The sequence below is a fragment of the Rothia mucilaginosa genome (genome assembly GCF_019334805.1).
GTDB classification, from domain to species: Bacteria; Actinomycetota; Actinomycetes; order Actinomycetales; family Micrococcaceae; genus Rothia; species Rothia mucilaginosa_C.
Genome location: NZ_CP079822.1, coordinates 1,612,771 through 1,635,918 on the forward strand (window position 1 = coordinate 1,612,771; position 23,148 = coordinate 1,635,918).

The following is a 23,148-nucleotide window of genomic DNA, read 5'->3' on the forward strand; positions in this document are numbered from 1 at the left end:
CGGCAGGTCAGCGGTACATCCTTAGACCTTATCCACCACGTTCTTACGAGAACGCGAGCTCAGGTAGTACGACTGCACATCCTGCAGCGGGTTGCCCTGATCATCGGTGTCGTGGCGGGTCCAGTTACCCTCAGAATCCAGGTGCCAAGTACGCGAAGAATCACTCATGTAGATGGTGAACATGTCACGCAGGTACTTCACATGGCGCGGATCCTTCACCGGTACCAGAGCCTCAATGCGGCGATCCAGGTTACGGTGCATCATATCGGCAGAGCCAATGTAGACAATCGGATCGCCACCGTTCTCAAACGCAAACACGCGCGAGTGCTCCAAGAAGCGACCCAGCACCGAACGGACGCGAATATTCTCGCTCAGACCCTTAACGCCCGGGCGCAGCGCGCAAATACCGCGAACCACCACATCCACCGGCACGCCAGCCTGCGAAGCACGGTACAGCGAATCGATGATGGCCTCATCCACCATGGAGTTGCACTTAATCTGAATCTTCGCCGGACGACCCGCCTTGTGGTTCTCAATCTCCTGATCGATGCACTCAATCAGGCCGCTACGCAGAGTACGCGGCGCCACCAGCAGCGACTGGTAGTTGGTCTTCGGCGCGTAACCGGACAGCTGGTTGAACAGGCGGGAGACATCCTCACAGATCTGCTCATCACAGGTGATAATGCCCAAATCCTCGTAGAAACGAGCGGTCGACGGGTGGTAGTTACCGGTACCAATGTGCGCGTAACGACGCAGGTGGTTACCCTCGCGGCGCACCACCAGAGACAGCTTGCAGTGAGTCTTCAAACCCACGATGCCGTACACCACGTGCACGCCCGCGCGCTCCAGCTTACGAGCCCAGGAGATGTTGGCTTCCTCATCAAAGCGAGCCTTAATCTCGACCAGCGCCACAACCTGCTTGCCAGCCTCAGCCGCCTCAATCAGCGCATCCACGATGGGGGAGTCGCCACTGGTGCGGTACAGAGTCTGCTTAATCGCCTGAACACGCGGGTCAGCGGCAGCCTGAGCCAGGAACGCCTGCACACTGGTCGCGAAGGAATCGTACGGGTGGTGCAGCAACACGTCGTGGTCGCGGGCGGCAGCGAACACGTCCGCAGCCTTCGCAGTCTCGGTGGCGTTGAGCCAGCGGGAAGTGTGCGCAATGTGCTTGGGGTAGTGCAGCGCCGGGCGGTTCGCACGAACAATCGCGCTCATGCCGCGCAGATCCAGCGGAGCCGGCAGGCGGTACACCTCAGACTCATCAATATTCAGCTCAGAAATCAGCAGATCCAGGATGGTCGGGTTGATGGTGTCCTCAACCTCCAGACGGACCGGCGGACCGAAACGACGGCGCAGAAGCTCCTTCTCCAGAGCCTTCAGCAGGTTCTCGGCGTCGTCCTCTTCCACCTCGAGATCCTCGTTACGAGTCACGCGGAAGACGTGGTGCTCCACAACCTCCATGCCCGGGAAGAGCGTATCCAGGTGCTCAGCAATGATGTCTTCGAGCGCAATGTAGCGGCTCTCGCGGCCCGCAGTGTTGGCGGCACGCGAACCATCCACAGAGATCATACGGTCCAGCTGATCGGGCACCTTCACGCGAGCGAACAGCTCCTTGCCGGTCTGAGGGTTACGCACCAGTACCGCAAGGTTCAACGACAGACCCGAAATGTACGGGAAGGGGTGCGCCGGGTCAACCGCCAGCGGAGTCAGAATCGGGAAGATGTCCTGCATGAACTCCTGACGCAGACGCTGCTTAGCGTCCGTATCCAGGTCATTCCAACCCACGATACGGATGTTCTGCTCCTCCAGAGCCGGTAGCACCTGGTTGTGGAACACATCAGCGTGACGAGCCTGCAGCTGGTGAGCGCGTTCAGCGATCTCTTCCATCTGCTCCTCGGGGCTCAGACCGGCAGCCGAAGGAACCGCCAGACCGGTCGCAATGCGACGCTTCAGACCCGCCACACGCACCATGAAAAACTCGTCCAGGTTAGAGGCCACAATCGCCAGGAAGTTCAGACGCTCCAGCAGGAACAGGTTCGGGTCCTCCGCGAGCTCCAGCACGCGGGTGTTGAAGTCCAGCCAGCTGCTCTCACGGTCAAAGAAACGCTCCGGACCGAACTCCTCTTCAAGGCTGAAGTAGGAGCGCTTTTCGCCCTTCTCAATGCGGTCACCGCGAGATTCGGCGCGCTCAATCTTCGAAATATCGTGGCCAATGTGAATGACACCGGTCATGGGCGCAGGCTCAGACGGCTTGGGCTTAGGCGCCTTATTCAGGCCATTGGGGGCGGGTACCATACTGTACTTGCCTTTCTGATCGGGGATAAGTCGTGAAGAAGCACGCCGGAGACGGCGCACAGAAAACTAGGCGGCAGGCTCATCCTGCTGCGCGGGAGCGTACATGCGGTCGACCGTCGCCACGCCAAAGCCCAAGGACGTGTAGAGGGCGTAGGCAGCGTCATTATCTGCGTCCACGTACAGGTCAATGGCGCGCAGCGGCTCGCCGTTCTCATCCTCAGCGCATGCCAGGTATGCCAGCGCGCGCAGGGTGAGGGTGCGACCCAAGCCGCCTCCCTGAGCCTGCGGGCTCACACCCACCACATAAATCTCGCCGGAGGGGGACAGCTCGCCCTGCTCCTGACCGGTCGGGATCTTCGTCCAAGTGAACGCCGCAATGGCGGAGTCATCATCCACCTCGGAGGCGATGAAGAAACCCTCGGGACGGAACCAGGGGGAGCCGGTGCGCTCGCGCAAATCAGCAAGGGTGAGCTTGCCCTGCTCCGGGTGGTGTGCAAAAGCAGCGGCGTTCACGCGCAGCCAGGGGAATTCGTCCGCGCCGGTGAAGGTACGCATCCGCAGGTTTTCCGGCAGGGTGCGCGCATCGGAGCGTTCCACGAGCTCTTCGCGGGTCTGCGCGTCCAGGGGCAGAACCATCTTGTACAGCACACGTACCGGCTCGAAACCGTGCAGGGTCGCGAACGCGTGGGCGGGGCTTTCAATGCCGGTGTCGGTGGCGCTGCCGTGAACCCAGAGGCGGTATCGTACGGCGTCTTCACCCAGCTGACGGACGGCGTGGTCGAAGAATGCGCTGCCTGCGCCTTGTCCGCGGTATTCGGGGGCGACGGCTGCCTCAATCACGCCGGTGTCTTCGTCGTTGGCGGGGGTGAGCGCCACAAACACGGCGGCGAGGGTGCCGTTATCCTCGGCGACAAAGAAACGCGGAGGGGTCAGGGTGCTTTCACGCAATGCCTTGCTCAGCTCGATGCGGGTCTGCTCAGAGAACGCCGAGACGCCGTCATGGCGGGCAACCTTCTGAGCGAAGGAATCGAAGCGTTCCAGCAGCTCTTCGGTGAGCTGCGGTTCCGCGTAAACAAGGGAGCTTTCAGCGGGCAGGGTGGAGGAATCGGGTGTCTGGTTGTGTACCATCATCGCCTTCTTTCGTAGCCTTCTGATTCAACTCTACCGGGGATAGTTGCTCTTTGGAGAGTTTGTTCTCCGTCCTGGGCGAATATGACAAGAACCGGAACATTTACGCATTCTGGTACTCGGCTCAGCGGCGAAGCTACTTAAGAACGGGCACACCAAAACAGCGGTTGGCACCGAAAAATTTAGCGGGTGCTGTTGAAGGAATAACCCACGTTACGCACGGTCGAAATCATCTGCTCGTATTCGGTGCCGAGCTTGGAACGCAGACGACGCACGTGCACGTCCACGGTGCGGGTGCCGCCGTAGTAGGAGTCGTAACCCCACACCTCAGAGAGCAGCTGGGCACGGGAGAAGACGCGTCCGGGGTGCTGAGCCATGAACTTGAGCAGTTCAAACTCTTTGAAGGTCAGGTTCAGCGCGGTACCGGAAAGATGTGCGGAGTACGCCTGGGTGTCAATAACGAGGTTGCCCGCGCGCACGATGCGCTCTTCGGTGTTCTCTTCTTCTGCACCGGCGTCGCTCTTGATGGCGAGGCGCAGGCGCGCATCCATTTCGGAGGGGGAGGCCTGGTCAGAAACAATATCGTCAACCTGCCAGGAGGCTGCAACCGCCGCCATACCGCCTTCATTCAGGAGTGCGATGAGCGGCAACTGTACGCCGGCGGCGCGCAGTAGCTGGGCGCAGTGGCGTGCTTTAACGAGGGCGGTGCGGGCATCGACCATGAGCAGGTCGAATGTCTCGGTTTCGAGAGCCGTATGGGCGGTGTCGAGGGGGAAAACGTGTACCTTGTGGCTGAGTAGACTCAGCGAGGGAATCATATCCTGCGCGGCGGTATCGCTCAGAAGCGCAATACGGTACACACTCTCTCCTTTCCTGCATATTTCCCGTGTAAAACTTTTGGCTCTTTCTAGTGTACTAGCCTGCCTGTGTTGCGGCTGTGGGAGCTGGTGCAGGCGGGGGGTGAATATCGTATTCCGGACTGTTCGTACAGGCTTCTCAGCTGGCTATGATGGGGCACCTACCCGGATTCTGCGGGGCTAATATCTTGCTGGCGCCGGGTGGGGCGTATGCCTGTTGAGAATCGTGCTGTTCACTATGTTTCTGCCGCTGATTCTCGCCCTTTCGGGGCGGGTCTATGGTAGGTTTAAGGCATGGAAAACAATCTTATGGCTCTTGAAGCTCTCTTCATGTCGCTGATGGCTATCATCTCCGTGTGCATCGGTATCGGTGCATTCGCAGTGTTGCGTGGCCTCTTCAGCGGACAGAAGTAGTCTTCCCGCACAGAGCAGAAGCATCGCCCACACAGGGCTTTAGGCGGTCGTACGGTTCGTACCGCCTCGCCAATGGCGGCGTGAACCCCCACCCGGTCCCCTCCGGTTGGGGGTTTTCTTTATGCTGCCCGCCGTACCGTTTACTCTGCAGACGGCGGTGCTACCCCGTGCCGTGAGCGAACGAACAGGCTACTGTTGTACGCAGGATACTAAAATGGAAGGTATGGCTATTGAAATCCCTACCAACCTAACCCCTGAACTTGTTCCCTTCGCATGGTTGCTCGGCACCTGGGAAGGCACCGGAACCATGTGGTACGAAGGCCAGGAAAACACCCCCTTCGGCCAGATTATTACTTTTGAGCAGGATGGTCTGCCCTTCATTGAATACCGCGCTGAGTCTTTCCTGCTCGATGACGAGGGTCAGAAGCTGCGCCCCATCACCGTTGAAACCGGTTTCTGGCAGATTGACCGCCCCCTCACCGACGCTGACGGCGGCTTCGGTATCGTCCCCAAGGACGTTGTTCCCGCCTTCGCTGACGCGGCAAGCGTAGAGACTCTCCGCAACGCCGACGACGGCTTCTCCCTGCTGGCAACCATTGCGCACCCCGGCGGTATTAGCGAAAACTACGTGGGCATGGTCAAGGGCCCGGTCATTCGCATGCAGACCGGCAACCTGCTGCGCGATGATATTTCCCACGAATACGCAGGCTCCGTGCGCCTGTGGGGCCTGGTCAACGGCAACCTCATGTGGGACTGGGAGGTCGCAGACGCCGAGGGTAAGCTGCACAAGCACGCCTCCGCTGAACTGCGCAAGACCTCCTCGATGACCGGCGATTCCCTGGGCACCTCGATGTTCGGTTCCCTGGATGGCGAAGAGCCCACCGGCGAGCCCGGCTCTGAGCCCACCGCCTAATAACTAACTTGTGTCTGCCCCGCTGGTTGGCGGGGCAGACTCTTTGTGTGAAAGGTGCACCTTCCGTGACTGAATCTTCGCTTGAAGTGCCTCAGGCTGAGGCACCCCAGCCCGATGCCGCCCGCCCGGTGAGCCCCCTGCTGAGCCTGCACGGCGCTTTTGCCGCCTCCGGGCTGGATGCAGGCGTCGCCGCACACTACGGCAACCCTATGCTGGAGCAGCGCGCCCTCAGCTTCGACCGCTCCGCCAGCGCGGACGAGCCGCTAGTGCTGGTGGACCGCTCCTCCCTGGGCGTAGTGCGTGTTGAGGGGCCGGACCGCCAGACCTGGCTGACTTCCATCGCCTCGCAGATTCTGACCGGTATGACCGCCGGGGAGAGCCGCGAGTTCCTGCTGCTTTCCCCTCAGGGCCGCGTGGAGTACGCACCCGCCGCAATTGAAGACGGCGAGGCGCTCTGGCTGATCGTGGAGGGCTACCAGGCTCAGCCGCTGACCGATTACCTAAACCGTATGAAGTTCATGATGCGCGTTGAGGTGCAGAACCTCAGCGACGAGTATGCGGTGCTGGAGAGCGCCCGCAACCCGATCCTGCAGGACGGTTCGGTGCATCCGGCACTCGCTGAGTGCAAGCCGCTGGTGTGGGAGGACCCCTGGCACACTCCGGCACCGGGTAGCTACCGTTACGATGAGGCGGGTGACGCCCACCCCGGCGCGGACTACGTGCGTTTCTTGAGCATTGTGCCGCGTTCTGTTCTGCCCGCCCTGGCTGAATCTTCGGACGCGCGTTTTGCGGGTCTGTGGGCTGCGGAGGCTCTGCGTATTGAGGCGTGGCGCCCGCGCTACGGCACCGAGGCTGACGATAAGACCATCCCTCAGGAGCTGGATTACACCCGTACCGCGGTGCATTTCGATAAGGGCTGCTACAAGGGCCAGGAGACGGTGGCTCGCGTGCATAACCTGGGTCGTCCCCCGCGCCGTCTGGTGTTCTTGGATATTGACGGTTCGGAGCACACCCTGCCGGCGGCAGGTAGTGAACTGTTTGTGGAGGGCAAGTCCCGCCCGGTCGGTCGCATTACCTCTGTGGCGCTGCATTATGAGGCAGGCCCGATTGCATTGGCTGTGATCAAGCGCGGCGTTGACCCGCAGGCGCCTTTGCGTGCGGTCGATGGCGGTGACTTCCTGCCCGATGGTTCGCCAGCGCCGGCGACCGAGTACGCGGTGGCTCAGACGACGGTGGTTTCGCCGGAATCCGGTGAAGTGGCGCGTCGTTCTTTGGCGGGTCAGGACTTCTTAAAGCGCTAGAGTATCTGATTAGGCAATAGCAGCTGACTACCTGCATAAAACCGCGGAGGCGGACACTCGTTGCGAGTGCCCGCCTCCGCGGTTTTAGTATGTGCGCCCAGCTAATGTGCTGAGGTTGCGGGGTTTAGCGGCCGAAGAGGACGGCTGCTTCTTCCCAACGTTCCTGAGGTACGGACTTCAGACCGTCCAGTGCCTCTTCGAGGGGTACGTACTTGATTTCGGTGCCCTGAACGGAGACCATCTTGCCCCACTGCTTCTGAGCGACCATGTCGACTGCGCCCATGCCCAGGCGGGTTGCGAGCACGCGGTCGTAGCCGGTGGGTGCGCCACCGCGCTGGATGTGGCCCAGGATGGTGTTGCGGGTTTCGACGCCGGTCATCTTCTCGATTTCCTGGGTGATGTACTCACCGATACCACCGAGGCGGGGACGACCGTCCTTCTCGGTACCCTTGTTTGCCATGACGTCGTCGAAGCCTTCGGGGATGAAGCCTTCAGCAACAACAACCAGGGGAGAGCGGCCGCGGTCGTGTACTTCCTTGACCCAGTTTGCAACCTGCTCCATGGAGACCTTGACCTCGGGGATCAGGATGGCGTGTGCGCCTGCTGCCATGCCGGAGTGCAGTGCAATCCAGCCGACGTGGCGGCCCATGACCTCGGCGACCATGCAACGGTGGTGCGATTCGCCGGTGGTGCGGATGCGGTCCATTGCCTCGGTTGCGATGGACACTGCGGTGTCGAAGCCGAAGGTGTAGTCGGTTGCGCGCAGGTCGTTGTCAATGGTCTTGGGGACACCGATGACGGGCAGGCCTGCGTCTGCCAGACGCTTTGCGCCTGCGAGGGTGCCTTCACCGCCGATAGCGACGATTGCGTCGATGCCGTGGCGTTCCATCATGATTTCGATGTTTTCGGGGCCACCGTTGGGGCCGTCGAAGGGGTTGGTACGGGAGGTACCGATGATGGTACCGCCCTGGGATGCCAGGCCGCGGACCTTCTGGCGGGGCAGGTCCATGTAGTCGCCTTCAACGACGCCGCGCCAGCCATCGCGGAAGCCGACGAACTCGTAGCCGTACTTCTTGACGCCGTTGAGGACAGCGCCGCGGATAACAGCGTTCAGGCCGGGGCAGTCGCCGCCGGAAGTAAGCAGACCGATCTTCATGGTTGGCTCCTAATGTCTGCGCGTTTTAGGTGTTGTGCGCGCGTGTATATAACTATGACCTCCACAAATTCGGCGCGCGGATGTGCACCGGTCGGGAGGTCATTCTCTTGGTCTCTATTTTAGCGATGTTTGGGTTGTGTGGGTAGTGGTGGAAAGCCGTGGGAACGCCCGTTTTGGTGCTGAAAAGTTCAGGTTTTTGGTACCTGTATGTTTGGGTTTGAAACACAAATAGCCGCCCTTTCCCACCTATGGCACCGAAGAGACGAATGAGGCTTCCTCGCATCTGTAAAGATGCGGGAAGCCTCATTCGTTTTAAAAATATTTTTAAATATTTGTGGGATTCTCGGTTTCTAGGGCAAAAAACGGTCAATAGCCCTGTGATTGATCGTTTTGTGCCGGTTCATCCCACGTCTGAACCGCCGTCCCTACCGAACCGCAGCCTCCATCGAGGTGAGTTGCACGGTTCAGTGAGCGGGGTCAGGGGTAAGGAACTAGTCGCGTGCCTGACCGAGGAACTTCTGCAGACGTGCCAGGCCCTCTGCCAGGTCCTCGTCGCTCAGGGCGTAGGAGAGGCGCAGGTAGCCGCTGGGGCCGAATGCCTCACCGGGAACCACGGCGACCTCAGCCTTTTCGAGGATGAGCTCAGCCAGTTCTGCGGTGGTCTGCGGGCGTACGCCTGCGATTTCCTTGCCGAGCAGCTCGCGTACGTCCGGGTAGGCGTAGAACGCGCCGGTGGGTACGGGGCAGTGAACGCCTTCAATAGCGTTCAGGCCCTCCACAATGGTGCGGCGGCGGCGATCGAAGGCGGTGTGCATGATTTCCACGTCATCCTGCGGGCCGGTCAGTGCTTCAAGGGCGGCACGCTGGGCGATGTTGTTGACGTTGGAGGTCATGTGGGACTGCAGGTTGGAGGCTGCGGCGATAACGTCGCGCGGGCCAATCATCCAGCCCACACGCCAACCGGTCATGGCGTAGGTCTTTGCCACGCCGTTGAGAATGACGCATAGGTCAGCGAGCTCGGGTACTGCCTTCAGGATGGAGACTGCCTTAACACCGTCATAGGTGAGGTGTTCGTAAATCTCGTCGGTCAGCACGAAAATACCCTTGGACAGTGCCCATTCGCCGATGGCTCGGGTTTCCTCTTCGGTGTAGACGGCACCGGTCGGGTTGGAGGGGGAGACGAAGATGAGTGCCTTGGTGGCGGGGGTGTATGCGGCTTCGAGCTGCTCGACGGTGACCTTGTAGTGCTGGTCGCTACCGGCGAACACCTCGATGGGGTTGCCGCCTGCCAGGCGGATGCATTCGGGGTAGGTGGTCCAGTAGGGCGCGGGCAGTAGGACGTCGTCGCCTTCGTCGATGACGGTTGCAAAGGCCTGGTAGACGGCCTGCTTGCCGCCGTTGGTGACGATAACCTGGGAGGGGTCAACCTCTACACCGGAGTCGCGCAGGGTCTTTTCGGCAATGGCTTTCTTCAGCTCGGGAAGGCCGGATGCGGGGGAGTAGCGGAAGTTCTTGGGGTCGTTGAGCGCTTCGCGTGCTGCGTCAACAATGTGCGCGGGGGTGGGGAAGTCCGGTTCGCCTGCGCCGAAACCGATGACGGGGCGTCCCTGAGCCTTGAGTGCTTTTGCCTTTGCGTCGACGGCAAGGGTTGCGGAGGGTGCGATGGCACCGATGCGGCTTGAAATACGCGCCATGGGGCTCTCTTCTCTTTCTTCTTGTGCGCTGCCGGCGTGAAGTCGACAAGGGAATAGGTGATGGGAATACGCGTGGGGGACCAATTCGCGCGTGATGGGCGCGGGTGTGAGCGGCGTTCCTTAGTAATAGAATACGGGTCACTAGTGGTGATGCGGAACCCTTCGTCAAGGTATCTCAAGAGGTTTTTCGAAAAAATATTACATTCTGAAGTTGCATCGGCCCCGAAAGATGGTTTACAGTTAGTTCTGCACCCGCAAGGGTGTAATTGTTTGCCCCTCTAAAGCCACGGCTTAGGAGGCAGTGGAGGAGTAAGCACGTGAGAAGCAACTCTCACACCTGAAGTGAAAACTTCAAAGGGTGGTGGCTCAATTGGTAGAGCAGCGGTCTCCAAAACCGCAGGTTGCAGGTTCGAGTCCTGTCCGCCCTGCTTTTATTGCCTCAATAACATCTTCGTACGCCCGTTCCCCGGGCGTACTTTTTTAGACTCAGAAAGGGGCAGAAGAAATGGCATCGTCTGCTACCGCCGAGAAGGCTGTTCAGCCCGGCGCATCGTCGAAGAGCGATAAGAAGCTCGGTTTCTTCGGCCGTATTTTTGCATTCCTCCGTGAAGTTATTGCGGAGTTGAAGAAGGTTACTACTCCCACCGGGCGCGAACTGGTTGGTTACTTCTTCGGAGTTCTGTTCTTTGTCGTGGTGATGCTCCTGCTTATTTCTGGTCTGGATTATCTTTTCGGCCAGGGAGCATTCTGGATTTTCGGTAACGGAACGATCAAGCGTAACTAGTACTGGCTGCATCCTGATCTGGGGTGCCCCATCAGTGATTTCCCTCAGCGTATTGGTGAGTGGGAGTCCCCTCTAGATGATTAACGATAGAAAGTAGGAGCGACGTGTCCGAGCAGGAACTGGTATCCGAGATTGAAGAGGTCGAGGTAGCCGCTGCTGAGGCTACTGAGGAGTCTGCGGCTATTGAGCAGCAGGCTGAGGAAGCTACCGAGGCTGTCGAGGTGGCTGAAGCAGCTGCTGAGGCGGCTGAGGAAGTCGACGCTCTGGAAGAATTCAAGTCCAAGCTGCGCCGTCAGGCGGGCGACTGGTACGTGGTGCACACCTACTCCGGTTACGAGAACAAGGTGAAGACCGGTATCGAGACCCGTATCCAGAACCTGGAAGCTGAAGATGAGATCTTCGAGGTTCAGGTTCCCATGGAGACCGTGGTTGAGTTCAAGAACACCGTGAAGAAGACCATCCGCCGCGTGCGCGTTCCCGGTTACGTTCTGGTTCGTATGGAACTGACCGACCACTCGTGGGGCGTTGTCCGCCACACCCCCGGTGTGACTGGCTTCGTGGGTCAGGATGCGTACAACCCGGTCCCGCTGCGCATGGACGAGGTCTTTGACATGCTCCTGCCGGTCTTTGAAGAGCAGCAGCAGAGCCAGGGCCTGCCCGTTTCCAAGCCCGTTATCGAGTCCGACTACACTGTGGGCGAGAACGTCCGCGTGAAGTCCGGTGCTTTCGAGGGCATGGACGCTACCGTTTCGGAGATCAAGGGCGAGTCCCAGCAGATTGTTGTGATGATTTCCGTCTTCGGCCGCGACACCCCGGTGACCTTGAGCTTCACCGAGATTGAAAAGATTTAACGCTTCTAGCGTGTGAATATGAGCCTCGCACTGTTGGTGCGGGGCTCATATTTTGTGTCGGCTTTATAAGCGGCGGCTGTGCGGGCGGGGTTTAATCTTTCTGCTAGCTGGCACTGGATTAAGTTGCTGTTTAACGCTAGAATGTTGGTTTGTGTATGCGCATGTCACGCTTTCATGTGGATGCACGGGTGACCGCGCCACGGTCACCGTCTTGCCGGCGTACGCTCCTGTGCGTCGGTTCCCAGCTAAGAAAAGGACCCTACATTGGCTCCCAAGAAGAAGGTCACTGGCCTCATCAAGCTGCAGATCCAGGCAGGCGCCGCTAACCCGGCTCCCCCCGTCGGCCCCGCACTGGGCTCGCACGGTGTGAACATCATGGAGTTCTGCAAGGCATACAACGCTGCAACTGAGTCGCAGCGCGGTAACATCATCCCCGTTGAGATTACCGTCTACGAGGATCGCTCCTTCACCTTCATCACCAAGACTCCTCCGGCTTCCCAGCTGATCAAGAAGGCTGCTGGCGTTGCTAAGGGCTCCGCTGTTCCTCACACCACCAAGGTTGGTTCGCTGACCGAGGCTCAGGTGCGCGAGATCGCTGAGACCAAGATGCCCGACCTGAACGCAAACGACCTGGATGCTGCTTCCAAGATCATCGCAGGTACCGCTCGTTCCATGGGTATCACCGTCGAGTAATTTCGGTTCGCCGAATAGCCGAGTAATCGGCACCGTAGATTTTTCTACACAGAACTTGTAAATGCCCGTCGTATGGACGGGATGTGGCAGAGCCGAGCGCGGCTCACGAGACCACAACTGCATAAGGAGAAAAGCAGATGGCAAAGCGCAGCAAGGCGTACAAGGCAGCTGTAGCCAAGATTGAAGAGGGTAAGCTCTACACCCCCGCCGAGGCAGTTGCCCTGGCGAAGGAAACCTCTTCCACCAAGACCGACGCAACCGTTGAGGTTGCACTGCGTCTGTCCGTTGACCCCCGTAAGGCAGACCAGATGGTTCGCGGTACCGTGAACCTGCCCCACGGCACCGGTAAGACCGCTCGCGTGGTTGTTTTCGCAGCAGGCCCCAAGGCTGCTGAGGCTGAGGCAGCTGGCGCTGACTACGTTGGTTCCGACGAGCTGATCGCAAAGGTCGCTGGCGGCTGGACCGACTTCGACGCAGCGGTTGCAACCCCCGACATGATGGGCAAGGTCGGCCGCCTGGGTAAGATCCTGGGTCCCCGTAACCTGATGCCGAACCCCAAGACCGGTACCGTGACCATGGATGTTGCAAAGGCTGTTGCAGACATCAAGGGCGGTAAGATCGACTTCCGCGTTGACCGTAACTCCAACCTGCACTTCATCATCGGTAAGGCTTCCTTCACCGCTGAGCAGCTGGATGAGAACTTCCAGGCAGCTCTGGAAGAGGTTAACCGCCTGAAGCCCTCTTCGGCTAAGGGTCGTTACATCTCCAAGGCAACCGTTGCTACCACCTTCGGCCCCGGCATCCCCGTTGATCCGGCTGCCGTTGCTGCCTAAGGTATGCACCTGTAGCTTCTAGCATGAGCTAGTAATCGCCCCCGACGTTTAGGCGTCGGGGGCGATTTTTTATGCGCGGATTTATATAAAGAAACACGACGTTGCGTGGCGAGCATCGGTTAATGTACGTCATAGACTTCCAGCTTTTATAGAGTTAAAACGTAGAATGAACCCCTGGCTGTGATTGCTTCTTCCGGTATCTGAACCGTTGACGGAAGAAGCCCGTACGCTTCCTTATCACCCCATCCATGACGAGAGAGAGTTTATGTCTTCTTCTACCCAGAATGCGCAGATAGCCCGTCGCGGCCTCAGCGTGCCGGTTAATTATTTTGCGGTGGCGCTGGGTACCGGCGCATTGGGTGCCGCTTGGCGTACCGGTGCGTCGAAGGGAATGGCGCCCGATTGGGTGGGCGAGAGCATCCTGGCTTTTAACGCCGTGGTGTGGTTGCTCCTTGTGGGTTTTCTGGTTCACTCAGTGGTGAAGTACCGGGCGTGGGTGCGTGGTTTTTGGGAGCATCCGGCGCGTACCTGTTTCTTTTCGCTGATTCCGGCGACGACCGCGCAGGTGGGTGCGGCCCTCTACCCGTATGCTGAGGTTCCGGCTCTGACCCTGGTTGTGCTGGGGGCTGTGGGTCAGCTGTATTTTGCGTCTCATCGCATCGCCGGCACGTGGCGTGGCGGGTATGCGCCCGAGGCGGCCTCGCCGGTGCTGTATCTGCCCACTGTGGCGACGAACTTTGCGACCGCTACGGCGATGGGTTTTGTGGGATGGCGCGATATGGCGATGCTCTTTTTCGGGGCGGGCCTGATTTCGTGGTTCAGTATCGAGGCCGCGATTCTGAGCCGCCTGCGCACCCTGACTCCGCTGCCTCAGGGGGAGCGCGGCATTATTGGTATCCAGATGGCACCGCCTTTTGTGGGTGGTAACGCGTACTTGGCGGCTAATGGTGGCACGGTTGACTGGTTCTTCCTGGTGATGACGGGTTACGGCATTCTGCAGCTGATTTTCCTGATGCGTTTGCTCCCGTGGGTGCTTGAGGGTGGTTTCTCGATGAGCATGTGGGGCTTCTCCTTCGGTATGGCTTCCATGGTTGCGAGCGGTATCCGTTTGACGGCTGCTGGTTCGCTGGGGCTGGTGGGTCCTGTTTTGACGGTGGCGGGTACGGCTTTCCTCATCTTCCTGTGGGCGGGCACGCTGCATCTGGCGTTGAAGGGGCGTTTGCTGGTTCGCCCGAGCTAGGGTGCTCACATGAGACTCTGGCGTGAGGTTCGCGCACCGTTTTATGACGGCGCTTATCTTCTGCACCCGTGCCGGGTGTGAGTTTCAGCGATAATGGGGGAATGACTTCTGCATCCCACTCTTCTGCCGTGGCGGAGCCCTTTGATGGCCTGCGTATTCGAGGCGTCGCTAAGACCTTTGGCGCCGATACGACGGTTCTGAATGAGATTGACCTGGATGTACACCCTGGCGAGCTGATTTCTCTGGTTGGTTCTTCGGGTACGGGCAAGTCCACTCTGCTGCGCATTATTGCCGGCCTGGAGGAGCCGAGTGCGGGTCGGGTGACCTATGCCGGTCAGCCTCTGGAGCGCGGCTCGGTGGGTGTGGTTTTTCAGCGCCCTATTCTGTACCCGCACCTGAGCGTGAAGGACAATATTCTCTTCCCGACCCGGCTGGGCGCGTTTGCCGGTCGGGTTGATATGGGCTACTACCGTGAGCTGCTGGAGGCGTTGAAGCTTGAGGGGTTGGAGTCTCGTAAGCCTTCGCAGCTGTCGGGCGGTCAGGCGCAGCGTGTGGGTATTGCGCGTGCTTTAATTCGTCGTGCCCCGGTGGTTCTTTTTGATGAGCCGCTGGCGAGTGTGGATGAAGAGATGAGCGCGAGTATCCGCGCCGATATTGTGCGCCTGCATGAGCGTTACGGTTTTACGGGTCTGTACGTGACCCATGATCAGAATGAGGCGCTCATGCTGGGTCAGCGGGTGGCGGTGATGGATGCTGGCTACCTGGTGCAGGTGGATACTCCGGAGCGGCTGCTGGCGCATCCGCATACTCTGCAGGTGGCTAAGCTTTTGGCGGCGCCCGCGCTGAACCTTTTGAATCTTGAGGATTCTGAGTCGCTTCCTGCCGGGTGTGAGCTGGCGATTCGTGCGACCGCGCTGTGCCCTGTGGCAGCAGACGCTGCTCATGCTCTGCCGGTGCAGGTGCTTGGCAGCCGCCATCTGGTGGGCGGCATGCTGTACAGTGCGCGTCTGTTAGAGGCGGTGTCCCTACCTCTGGAATCTCGACGGGCTTCGGTGGATTCTGAGTTGAGTGCCCGAGTGCGTGCCGGTCAGGAGCTTGAGTTCTTTATCTCGGATGCGCAGGGCGGCTCCTCCCTAAGTATTGGGGAGCGGGTGTACCTGGGGGTGGCGGCGGAGCGTTGCTTCTTGTTCTCAGGCGGAAAGCGCTTTTACCTCTAAAACACGTCTTTGCTGGCTTTTAGCTGGGGCAAAAGCGCGGGTTAATCGGCTTAAAGAGGGGCTTTAAGTGATTAACCCCGCTTAATCCCATGAATTTCTTGTTTTAACTTGCGGCTAGGGCTTTAACCTGAGATGATGAATGAACCAAAGACCGCCGGTCTAGAACTATGTCCTCTATCGCCACCTCGGTGGAGACGAAGAACAGAGTTCTGATAAGAGCAGATTTCACTAGAAATCGCCGCCCGCGTAGGTAACTCGAAGTGAATAGCCGTTGCCCTCATTCAGGGTGCCGTCTATCGTGCCTCGTACGCCTACGCGTCGGGGCATTTTTTATTGCTTGCAATAAATGCTTCGAGGCTCTACCGGCGACCTTACAAGAATCGGAAGAAGGAACTACCATGGCGACTCAGGAAAAGATCGCTGCAGTATCCGAGCTGAAGGAACTCTTCGAAGCTTCGAACGCAGTCATCCTGACCGAATACCGCGGTCTCTCTGTTGCACAGCTCAAGGAGCTGCGTCGCGCACTCGGTGCAGAGACCGAATACGCCGTGGTGAAGAACACGCTGGCTGCTATTGCAGCTAAGGAAGCTGGCATCGACGCATTCGAAGGCCACCTCCAGGGTCCCTCCGCACTGGCATTCATCAAGGGCGACCTGATTGATGCTGCTAAGGGCCTGCGTGACTTTGCCAAGGCTAACCCCCAGCTGATTGTGAAGAACGGTTACTACGAAGGTGCCGCTCTTTCCGAGGACGACGTCAAGCGCTACGCTGACCTGGAATCCCGCGAGGTTCTGCTGTCCAAGGTTGCAGGTGGTGCAAAGGCTACCATCGCACGCATCGCACAGGTTGTGGACGCACTGCGCGTCAAGCTGGAGGAGCAGGAAGGCGCAGCTCCCGCTGCTGCCGAGGAGGCTTCGGAAGAGGCATAAGCCCCTTTCGTGCTACTGCACCAGCGCTGAGATACTCAGCAGCGTGAACGCGAACAGCGTGAACGCACCCTAAATTTGACCGACCCTTTCGGGTAGGTACTGAAGATTTACACCGCGGGCGTCAGCCCGCACCAGATAGTGAAGGAGCCAAACAATGGCTAAGCTGTCCATCGAAGAACTCATTGCAGCATTCAAGGAACTGTCCCTGGTTGAGGTTTCCGAGTTCGTTAAGGCATTCGAGGAAGAGTTCGACGTCACCGCAGCAGCTCCCGTTGCTGTTGTAGCAGGCGGCGCAGCAGGCGGCGACGCTGCTGAAGAGAAGTCCGAGTTCGACGTTGTCCTGGAGTCCGCTGGCGACAAGAAGATTGCAGTGATCAAGGAAGTTCGTGCCCTGACCTCCCTCGGCCTGAAGGAAGCAAAGGACCTGGTTGACAGCGCTCCCAAGGCTCTGCTCGAGGGCGTTTCCAAGGAAGACGCTGAGAAGGCTAAGGAGCAGCTCGAGGCTGCTGGCGCAACCATCACCCTCAAGTAATCGACTTCTTCTCGATTCTTACGCGGGCGGTGCATCTATTGGATGCGCCGCCCCGCGGCTTTTAACGGCACCCGCCGCTTCGCCCCACCATGCTTAGGCGAGGCGGTGGGTTGTTTTGCCGTATCAGCCCTTTTTCTCCTGTAGCAAACGGGGTATGTGCTATCTCCTCGGCAGGTGGCGGTATCTGCCGCTGTGACCGCCCTGTACCTTGGACGAGAGAAGCTGAGAGCACTGTGGTGCCTCTCTCCTAGAGCCCGGCAACGGTGGAGCGGTGCCGTATGATGGGATGAGACAACCCAGACATTTCCCTTGCACGAAAACGGATAGACATGAGCGAGCAGAAGAAAAAGAAGAAGAGCGTAACTCAGCGACCCGACCGCGATCTGGCGGCTGAAGCACAGCAGGTTCTGGATGCTTTCGGTGCCGGTGTTCGTGAAGACCGCGACTACCCGGCACTGCACCTGGCGCCTCCGGTAGGTCGCCTGAACGACCCGAACGGTCTGGTCTTTGACGGCAAGCGCTACCACGCCTTCTACCAGTACTCGCCCCTGCATCCGGAGCGTATGGTCTACTGGCGTCACGCCGTGAGTGAGGACCTGACCCATTGGACCGATGAGGGTACCGCTCTGGTTCCCGATAGTCGCTACGATTCGCACGGCTGCTACTCCGGCTCCGGCATTAAGGTGCCCGGCGGTTTTGAGTTCTTCTACACCGGTAACGTGAAGGATGAGAAGGGCAACCGCGAAACCTACCAGATCCTCGCAACTGCGGGTGAGGACGCGAAGCCGACCCGTCAGCTGCCGCCGCTGATTTCCGGGCCCGAGAAGGGCTACACCGCGCACTACCGCGATCCGCACGTCTTTGAGCGTAACGGTGAGTGGTGGATGGTCATTGGTGCTCAGCGTGAAGATAAGACCGGTGCCGTGGTCGTGTACACCTCCGCTGACCGCCGCGAGTGGACCTTCCGCGGTGAGCTGGGCATTAAGGATAAGAGCCTCAAGGGCACCTACATGTACGAATGCCCCTCGCTGCTGCGCATGCGCGATGAGCTGACCGGCGAGATTCGTGACGTGCTGATTTTCAGCCCGCAGGGCATGCAGCCCCTCGGCGAGAAGTACAACAACATTTTCCAGAGCGGCTACATTGTCGGCTCGCTAGATAACGAGACTCTCAAGTTCACCGTGGAGACCCCCTTCACCGAGCTGGATGCAGGTTTTGAGTTCTACGCACCGCAGACCATCTCCGGTACCGGCCTGACCGCCGACCCGGAGGCACCGCACGACGTATGCGGTGATGCCCCGGTGATGATTGCTTGGCTGGGCAATGCTGATCAGGATGATTTGCCCTCGTGGAGCCACCGCTGGGTGCACATGTTCACCTACCCGCGTGAGCTACACCTGCGTAACGGCAAGATTTTCCAGCGTCCGGTGCCGCAGCTTAATGACGCGATGAAGATGACCCCGCTGTACCGCGAGGAGGAGAAGGGCAAGCTCGTAGAGCTGAAGAATGCCCTGAGCTTCCGTCTGCGCGGCCGCGTAGACGTTTCTGATGAGCGCGTGAAGCTGAAGATTAAGGACACCCACGGCGTGGCTCTGAGCATCGTTCTGGATAAGGACTTTGTGCAGATGGACCGTGGCGGTACCCGCTACACCGAGGGTGGTAGTCTGCGCCGCCGTACCCTGAAGCGTTCGAAGATTCGCGAGTTTGACCTGCTCGTGGACGGCTCGGCTACCGAACTGTACGTGGGCGGTAAGCTGGTTGCCTCCATGGGCGCTGAGGTTATGACCGCTCGCACCTTCTTCAAGGGCGATAAGCGCCGCGTCCGCCTGACCGGTGGCGAGGTGCTGTCCCTCGAGTATGGCCGCCTCTAAGCCGTTTTCTATGCGTTGGGAGCCGCCTGCACGGGAGCTTTCCGGTAATTTCTGAATATGTCTGAGGGCTCACTCTCCGTATGGAGGGTGAGCCCTCGCTTTTAAGAACTTTCCCATGATAGGATGTTTTACAACCAATATGTCAAACGTATGACATATGCATGACATACACGCACAGACATATGCCCCACCCCATTCACAAAGCATCATACGGTGGTGCTCCAAACAAAGGAGAGCGAGCGTGAACCACAAGTCAGTGGCACAGCGCGTGCTGAAGGACGTCGGTGGCGCCGGCAACATTGTTGCAGCCGCACACTGCGCAACCCGCCTTCGCCTCGTCCTGAAGAACTAGGATAAGGTCGACCAGGCAGCAATCGACAACGACGAAGACCTCAAGGGCAGCTTCCTCAACGCTGGCCAGTTCCAGATCATCGTCGGCCCCGGCGGCGTCAACGAGGTACACAAGCACCTCATCGCCGCTGGCGCACCCGAGGCATCCAAGGACGAGCTCAAGGAAATTGCCTCCAAGCAGGGCAACATTGTCTCCCGCTTCATCAAGACCATTGCTGACATCTTCGTTCCGCTGATTCCGGTGCTGGTCGGTGGCGGTATGCTGATGGCGCTCAATAGCCTCCTGACTTCCAAGGGTATCTTTGGTCCCCAGGCAGTTATTGAACTTTACCCGGAATGGGCTGACTTCGCGGACATCGTCAACCTGCTCTCCGCAGCTCCCTTCGCCTTCCTGCCCGTGCTGGTTGGCTTCTCCGCAACCAAGGTCTTCGGCGGTAATCCTTACCTGGGCATGACCATGGGTGCCGCAATGGTCTCCCCGGCACTGATGAACGGCTACAATGTCGCTGCCTCTCTGGCAGGTGCCGAGGGTAGCGAACCGATGAAGTACTGGAACCTCTTCGGCCTGCAGGTCCAGCAGGCGGGCTACCAGGGTACCGTGCTGCCCATCATGTTGGTTGCCTTCATCCTGTCCCACATTGAGAAGTTCTTCCACAAGGTCCTCAAGGGCACCATCGACTTCATCTTCACCCCGACCCTCACCATCCTTATCACCGGCTTCCTGACCTTCATCTTGGTCGGCCCGCCGATGTTCCAGCTGGGTACCTGGCTGGGTGAAGGTATTAACTGGCTCTACACCGTTGCTGGCCCGCTCGGCGGTCTGATCTTCGGTACTTTCTACGCATTCATCGTGATGACCGGTATGCACCAGGCATTCCCGCCCATCGAGATGAGCCTGTGGGCAACCGGCGGTTCCTTCATCTTCGTCGTTGCCTCCATGTCTAACGTGGCGCAGGGTGCTGCCGCAGCCGGTGTCGCACTGACCACCAAGAACAAGAAGATCAAGGGTATTGCTTCGGCATCTGCACCCTCCGCATTCCTCGGCATTACCGAGCCCGCAATGTTTGGTGTGAACCTGGCTCTGCGCTGGCCCTTCTACATTGCAATCGTCTCCGCGGGTATTGGTTCGATGTTTACTTCTATTCTTGGAATTAAGGCGGGTAAGCTTGGCGCCGCTGGTTACCTTGGCTTCCCCTCGATTGAACCGACTGTTGGCGCTGGTATCCCGGGCTTCTTCGGCTGCCTCATCCTGACCACCGTCATCGCTTTCGTTGCCTCCTTCATCTGGGGTAAGAAGGTTGAGGCTGGCAACACTGAGGAAGCTGAGGCACCCGCTGCTGCGGCTCCCGTAGCAGCTGCCGCCGCCCCCGCTACTGCCGTAGCAGCTGAGGCTGGTGAGAGCGTCGAAATCGGCTCCCACATGGTTGGTTCCGTGGTTCTGCTGGCTGACGTCAAGGACCCCACCTTCTCCTCCGGCGCGCTGGGTGCAGGCACCGCAGTGGAGCCCACCGAAGGTAAGCTCTATGCACTGGCTGACGGCAAGATTACCGTTGCATTCCCCACCGGCCACGCATACGGTCTGCGCACCGAAGATGGCCTGGATCTGCTGATGCACATCGGCATGGACACCGTTGAGCTCGATGGCAAGCACTTCGAGCCCAAGGTTGCTAAGGGCGACACCGTCAAGCGTGGCGACGTGATTGCTGAGTTCGATATTCCCGCGATTAAGGCTGCTGGCTACCCGCTGGCAACCCCCATGGTGATTACCAACTCCAAGAAGGCAGCTGCTTCGGTTGAAGATGTCCAGGTTTCGGGCGCTTCTGTGACCAACGCGGATTCGCTCCTGAAGGTTGCACTGAAGGCAAAGGCTAACGCATAGTCTGCACTCTTGATGAGTAGATAACCTCAACGTGATATGTACCCCGTACCGCTCTCCCTAGAGCTGGTGCGGGGTGTTCAATTTTTCTTGCAAGAGCGTGCAAAAAATGTGTGAATAAATATTCACTAAAATTATGCATATTGGTGCAATATAAGCTGGCACACATTGGTGCATGGCCATGAAAAATGTCTTGATAAGGAACAATTTATTAGCCAGGAATGAATAATCCAGCTAATATTTATGTATAGTTTCAAGCTTTTGTAAAGGGTGAATATGACCTCAGCTTCCTATACCGTCCGCACCGCCGAGTCTCATGAATATGCAGATGCGCTCGAGGTGCTGATTGCCGCATTCGACGGAGATCCCGCCATGATGGCAGTCATCGCGGGCGGTAGCCGCCGACAGGAACTTGCCAAGCTCCGCGCAATCATGACCCTGCAGGTCTACGGCAACTTCCAGGGCCGCGGACGTATCGACATCGCTATTGATAACTCCACCGGCAAGATTGTGGGTGTCTGCCTCTGGAACACCCCCGAATCTCACGAAGGTTCCTTTGCTAACGAGCTCAAGCAGTTTGGCGCCTACTACAAGGCTCTCGGTTGCAAGACTCTGCTGAAGGCAATCCTGATGGAGTTGCACCTGCTCAAGTACCGCCCCGCGTACAAGCACTGGTACCTCTTCAACATTGGTGTTCTTGAAGAGTATCGAGGTCGCGGTATCGGCTCCCGGCTACTCGATTACGGTACCGAACGCATCGGTGACTACCCCGCTTACCTCGAAGCATCGACCTACGACAGTGCACGCCTCTACGAGCGCCGCGGATTCTTCTCCCTCGGACCGCTCCACGGTATCTTCTCCAAGGCGCACGCCGTCGGTATGGTCTACCCCGGAACCGGCCCGACCGAGATTGTGCAGCGCGCCTCCTAAACTTCCGGACGCGCACAAAACCGATAAATGTATATGCAAAATCCGCCCCACCGTGAGCACTCGCACGGTGGGGCGGATTTTTATCGTCAGAAGAGGAGCTTCTTATTGGAGCTCGTCTATTGGAGCTCGTCCGGGGCGGAGGTGTCAGGCTGAATCTGATCCAGATTCGGGATAGAACGCACCGTAGCCCCCAGATGGAGCTCAACCGGGAGTACATCCTCGGGCTGGGTAATTGGGGGAGTGGTCTTCTCTGAGGAATCCTCCTGCTGTAGCTCAATGAGCTCCAGCAGACGCTGCGCGGTACGCTCTGCCATGCCCTCAATCGGCTGAACCACGGTCGCCAACTCCGGCATGAGCAGCTGAACGCTCTGCGTGCCATCGTAACCAATCACCTGGAAATCCTCCGGAACACGAATAGCGCGTGCGCGCGCCCAGCCCAGCGCCAACGCGGCGTAATTATCGTTGGAGGCAAAGACCGCATCCACCGGCTCCGGACTATCGGCGCGTTCATCAAGGTAGCGGTAGAGCACCTCACGTTTAATACCCAGTGAAGGACGGAAGCCCAGCTCCAGGAACTCCGGCATGAGTCCGGCTTCGAGCATTGCCTCACGGTATCCGCGCTGACGCTCATTGTGCTCACCCAGGGTTGATGTCACGTGCACAATATTCTGCGCACCCGTGGCGATGAGGTGCTCCGTGGCGGCGCGAGCGCCTCCGTAATTATCGGAGCGGACATTCGGGTAAAAGCCGCTTTCGAGGCGGTCCACGGTCACCAGGGGAGCCTGGGCGTGCGGAATATTCACCAGCGCGTCAGAGTGCGCGCCGCTGATAATGCCGTCCACCTGGTTGGAGAAAAGCATCTCCAGGTAGCGCTTCTCTTGTTCGGGGTGGTCATCGCTATTGCAGAGAATGACCCGGTAGCCTGCTTCGGCAAGGTAACTTTCGAGGCGGTACACCATCTCCCCGTAGAAGGGGTTTGCGACCGTGGGGAAGATGAGGCCCACCATCTGCGAGCGCTGGCCCTGCAGGCTGCGGGCGATGGCGTTGGGGCGGTAGCCGAGTTCCCGCATTGCCTCGTGGACCTTGGTGCGGGTGCTTTCGCTCAGGTAGCCGCGGTTGTTGAGCACGCGGGAGACCGTGGTGGGGGAGACTCCCGCCAGGGCCGCAACATCGCTGAGTTTGGGCTTAGCCACGGGGGCTCCCTTCGGTATGCTAAACGATTGACATATCTCTCTACTATACCCCGACCGCATACCGCATAAACATTTCAACGCCGGAAAATA

20 protein-coding genes and 1 tRNA gene are annotated in these 23,148 nt (G+C 58.9%); 15 read left to right on the top strand and 6 right to left on the bottom strand.

All coding sequences use genetic code 11. The features are described 5' to 3' along the window. Positions 1-21: 21 nt before the first annotated feature. From LPB405_RS06435 to LPB405_RS06445, 3 genes are all read right to left on the bottom strand, one after another. Complete coding sequence (locus LPB405_RS06435; RefSeq protein WP_219100783.1) at positions 22-2,295, bottom strand: RNA degradosome polyphosphate kinase; 2,274 nt, start codon at positions 2,293-2,295, stop codon at positions 22-24. Positions 2,296-2,361: 66 nt separating this feature from the next. After that, positions 2,362-3,426 carry a mycothiol synthase gene (gene mshD / locus LPB405_RS06440; protein WP_219100785.1) on the bottom strand — a complete coding sequence of 355 codons (1,065 nt, stop codon included), beginning with the start codon at positions 3,424-3,426 and terminating at the stop codon, positions 2,362-2,364. A 179-nt stretch (positions 3,427-3,605) separates the two neighbouring features. Further along, complete coding sequence (locus LPB405_RS06445; protein ID WP_219100787.1) at positions 3,606-4,283, bottom strand: winged helix-turn-helix transcriptional regulator; 678 nt, start codon at positions 4,281-4,283, stop codon at positions 3,606-3,608. A 634-nt stretch (positions 4,284-4,917) separates the two neighbouring features. Between LPB405_RS06445 and LPB405_RS06450 the strand changes: the two genes are divergently transcribed. Continuing rightward, positions 4,918-5,607 carry an FABP family protein gene (locus tag LPB405_RS06450; protein WP_049349557.1) on the top strand — a complete coding sequence of 230 codons (690 nt, stop codon included), beginning with the start codon at positions 4,918-4,920 and terminating at the stop codon, positions 5,605-5,607. 65 nt (positions 5,608-5,672) lie between these two features. Continuing rightward, positions 5,673-6,908 (top strand): CAF17-like 4Fe-4S cluster assembly/insertion protein YgfZ, encoded by a 1,236-nt coding sequence (ygfZ, locus tag LPB405_RS06455; protein ID WP_219100789.1) that lies wholly within the window; start codon positions 5,673-5,675, stop codon positions 6,906-6,908. 124 nt (positions 6,909-7,032) lie between these two features. Here ygfZ and LPB405_RS06460 read toward each other — a convergent pair whose 3' ends face one another. Continuing rightward, positions 7,033-8,064: a 6-phosphofructokinase gene (locus LPB405_RS06460; protein ID WP_219100791.1), complete on the bottom strand. Its 1,032-nt coding sequence runs from the start codon at positions 8,062-8,064 to the stop codon at positions 7,033-7,035. A 491-nt stretch (positions 8,065-8,555) separates the two neighbouring features. Next, complete coding sequence (locus LPB405_RS06465) at positions 8,556-9,758, bottom strand: pyridoxal phosphate-dependent aminotransferase (RefSeq protein WP_219100793.1); 1,203 nt, start codon at positions 9,756-9,758, stop codon at positions 8,556-8,558. A 355-nt stretch (positions 9,759-10,113) separates the two neighbouring features. Here LPB405_RS06465 and LPB405_RS06470 point away from each other — a divergent pair. The 13 genes from LPB405_RS06470 to LPB405_RS06525 all read left to right on the top strand — a co-directional run bounded on the left by LPB405_RS06470 (position 10,114) and on the right by LPB405_RS06525 (position 21,865). Further along, a tRNA-Trp gene (locus LPB405_RS06470) sits at positions 10,114-10,186 on the top strand. Positions 10,187-10,263: 77 nt separating this feature from the next. Then, the gene (gene secE / locus LPB405_RS06475; RefSeq protein WP_219100795.1) at positions 10,264-10,542 is read left to right on the top strand and encodes a preprotein translocase subunit SecE; all 279 of its coding nucleotides are present in this window, start codon (positions 10,264-10,266) and stop codon (positions 10,540-10,542) included. 104 nt (positions 10,543-10,646) lie between these two features. After that, entirely contained in the window at positions 10,647-11,393 is a 747-nt protein-coding gene (gene nusG / locus LPB405_RS06480) for a transcription termination/antitermination protein NusG (protein WP_012903012.1), read from the top strand. Between the two features lie 264 nt (positions 11,394-11,657). Continuing rightward, entirely contained in the window at positions 11,658-12,086 is a 429-nt protein-coding gene (rplK, locus tag LPB405_RS06485; protein ID WP_005504870.1) for a 50S ribosomal protein L11, read from the top strand. Between the two features lie 137 nt (positions 12,087-12,223). Beyond that, positions 12,224-12,919: a 50S ribosomal protein L1 gene (gene rplA / locus LPB405_RS06490; RefSeq protein ID WP_060824396.1), complete on the top strand. Its 696-nt coding sequence runs from the start codon at positions 12,224-12,226 to the stop codon at positions 12,917-12,919. 265 nt (positions 12,920-13,184) lie between these two features. Further along, positions 13,185-14,159: a TDT family transporter gene (locus tag LPB405_RS06495; protein WP_219100797.1), complete on the top strand. Its 975-nt coding sequence runs from the start codon at positions 13,185-13,187 to the stop codon at positions 14,157-14,159. Positions 14,160-14,260: 101 nt separating this feature from the next. Further along, positions 14,261-15,376, top strand: coding sequence for an ABC transporter ATP-binding protein (locus tag LPB405_RS06500; protein ID WP_219100799.1), 1,116 nt, complete (start codon positions 14,261-14,263; stop codon positions 15,374-15,376). A 398-nt stretch (positions 15,377-15,774) separates the two neighbouring features. Beyond that, a complete protein-coding gene (gene rplJ, locus LPB405_RS06505; protein WP_070541412.1) occupies positions 15,775-16,305 on the top strand; it encodes a 50S ribosomal protein L10 in 531 nt (176 codons plus the stop codon). 154 nt (positions 16,306-16,459) lie between these two features. Continuing rightward, the gene (rplL, locus tag LPB405_RS06510; RefSeq protein WP_060824400.1) at positions 16,460-16,837 is read left to right on the top strand and encodes a 50S ribosomal protein L7/L12; all 378 of its coding nucleotides are present in this window, start codon (positions 16,460-16,462) and stop codon (positions 16,835-16,837) included. Positions 16,838-17,166: 329 nt separating this feature from the next. After that, entirely contained in the window at positions 17,167-18,708 is a 1,542-nt protein-coding gene (locus tag LPB405_RS06515) for a glycoside hydrolase family 32 protein (RefSeq protein WP_219100801.1), read from the top strand. Between the two features lie 241 nt (positions 18,709-18,949). Next, on the top strand, positions 18,950-19,060 hold the full coding sequence (locus LPB405_RS09075) for a PTS transporter subunit EIIB (protein WP_257604878.1): 111 nt from the start codon (positions 18,950-18,952) through the stop codon (positions 19,058-19,060). A gap of 264 nt (positions 19,061-19,324) precedes the next feature. Then, complete coding sequence (locus LPB405_RS06520; RefSeq protein ID WP_257604879.1) at positions 19,325-20,938, top strand: glucose PTS transporter subunit IIA; 1,614 nt, start codon at positions 19,325-19,327, stop codon at positions 20,936-20,938. A gap of 273 nt (positions 20,939-21,211) precedes the next feature. Beyond that, positions 21,212-21,865 (top strand): GNAT family N-acetyltransferase, encoded by a 654-nt coding sequence (locus tag LPB405_RS06525; protein WP_044150184.1) that lies wholly within the window; start codon positions 21,212-21,214, stop codon positions 21,863-21,865. A 116-nt stretch (positions 21,866-21,981) separates the two neighbouring features. Here the strand turns inward: LPB405_RS06525 and LPB405_RS06530 are convergent, their stop codons facing one another. After that, positions 21,982-23,058 (bottom strand): LacI family DNA-binding transcriptional regulator, encoded by a 1,077-nt coding sequence (locus LPB405_RS06530; RefSeq protein WP_049341102.1) that lies wholly within the window; start codon positions 23,056-23,058, stop codon positions 21,982-21,984. Between the last annotated feature and the right edge of the window lie 90 nt (positions 23,059-23,148).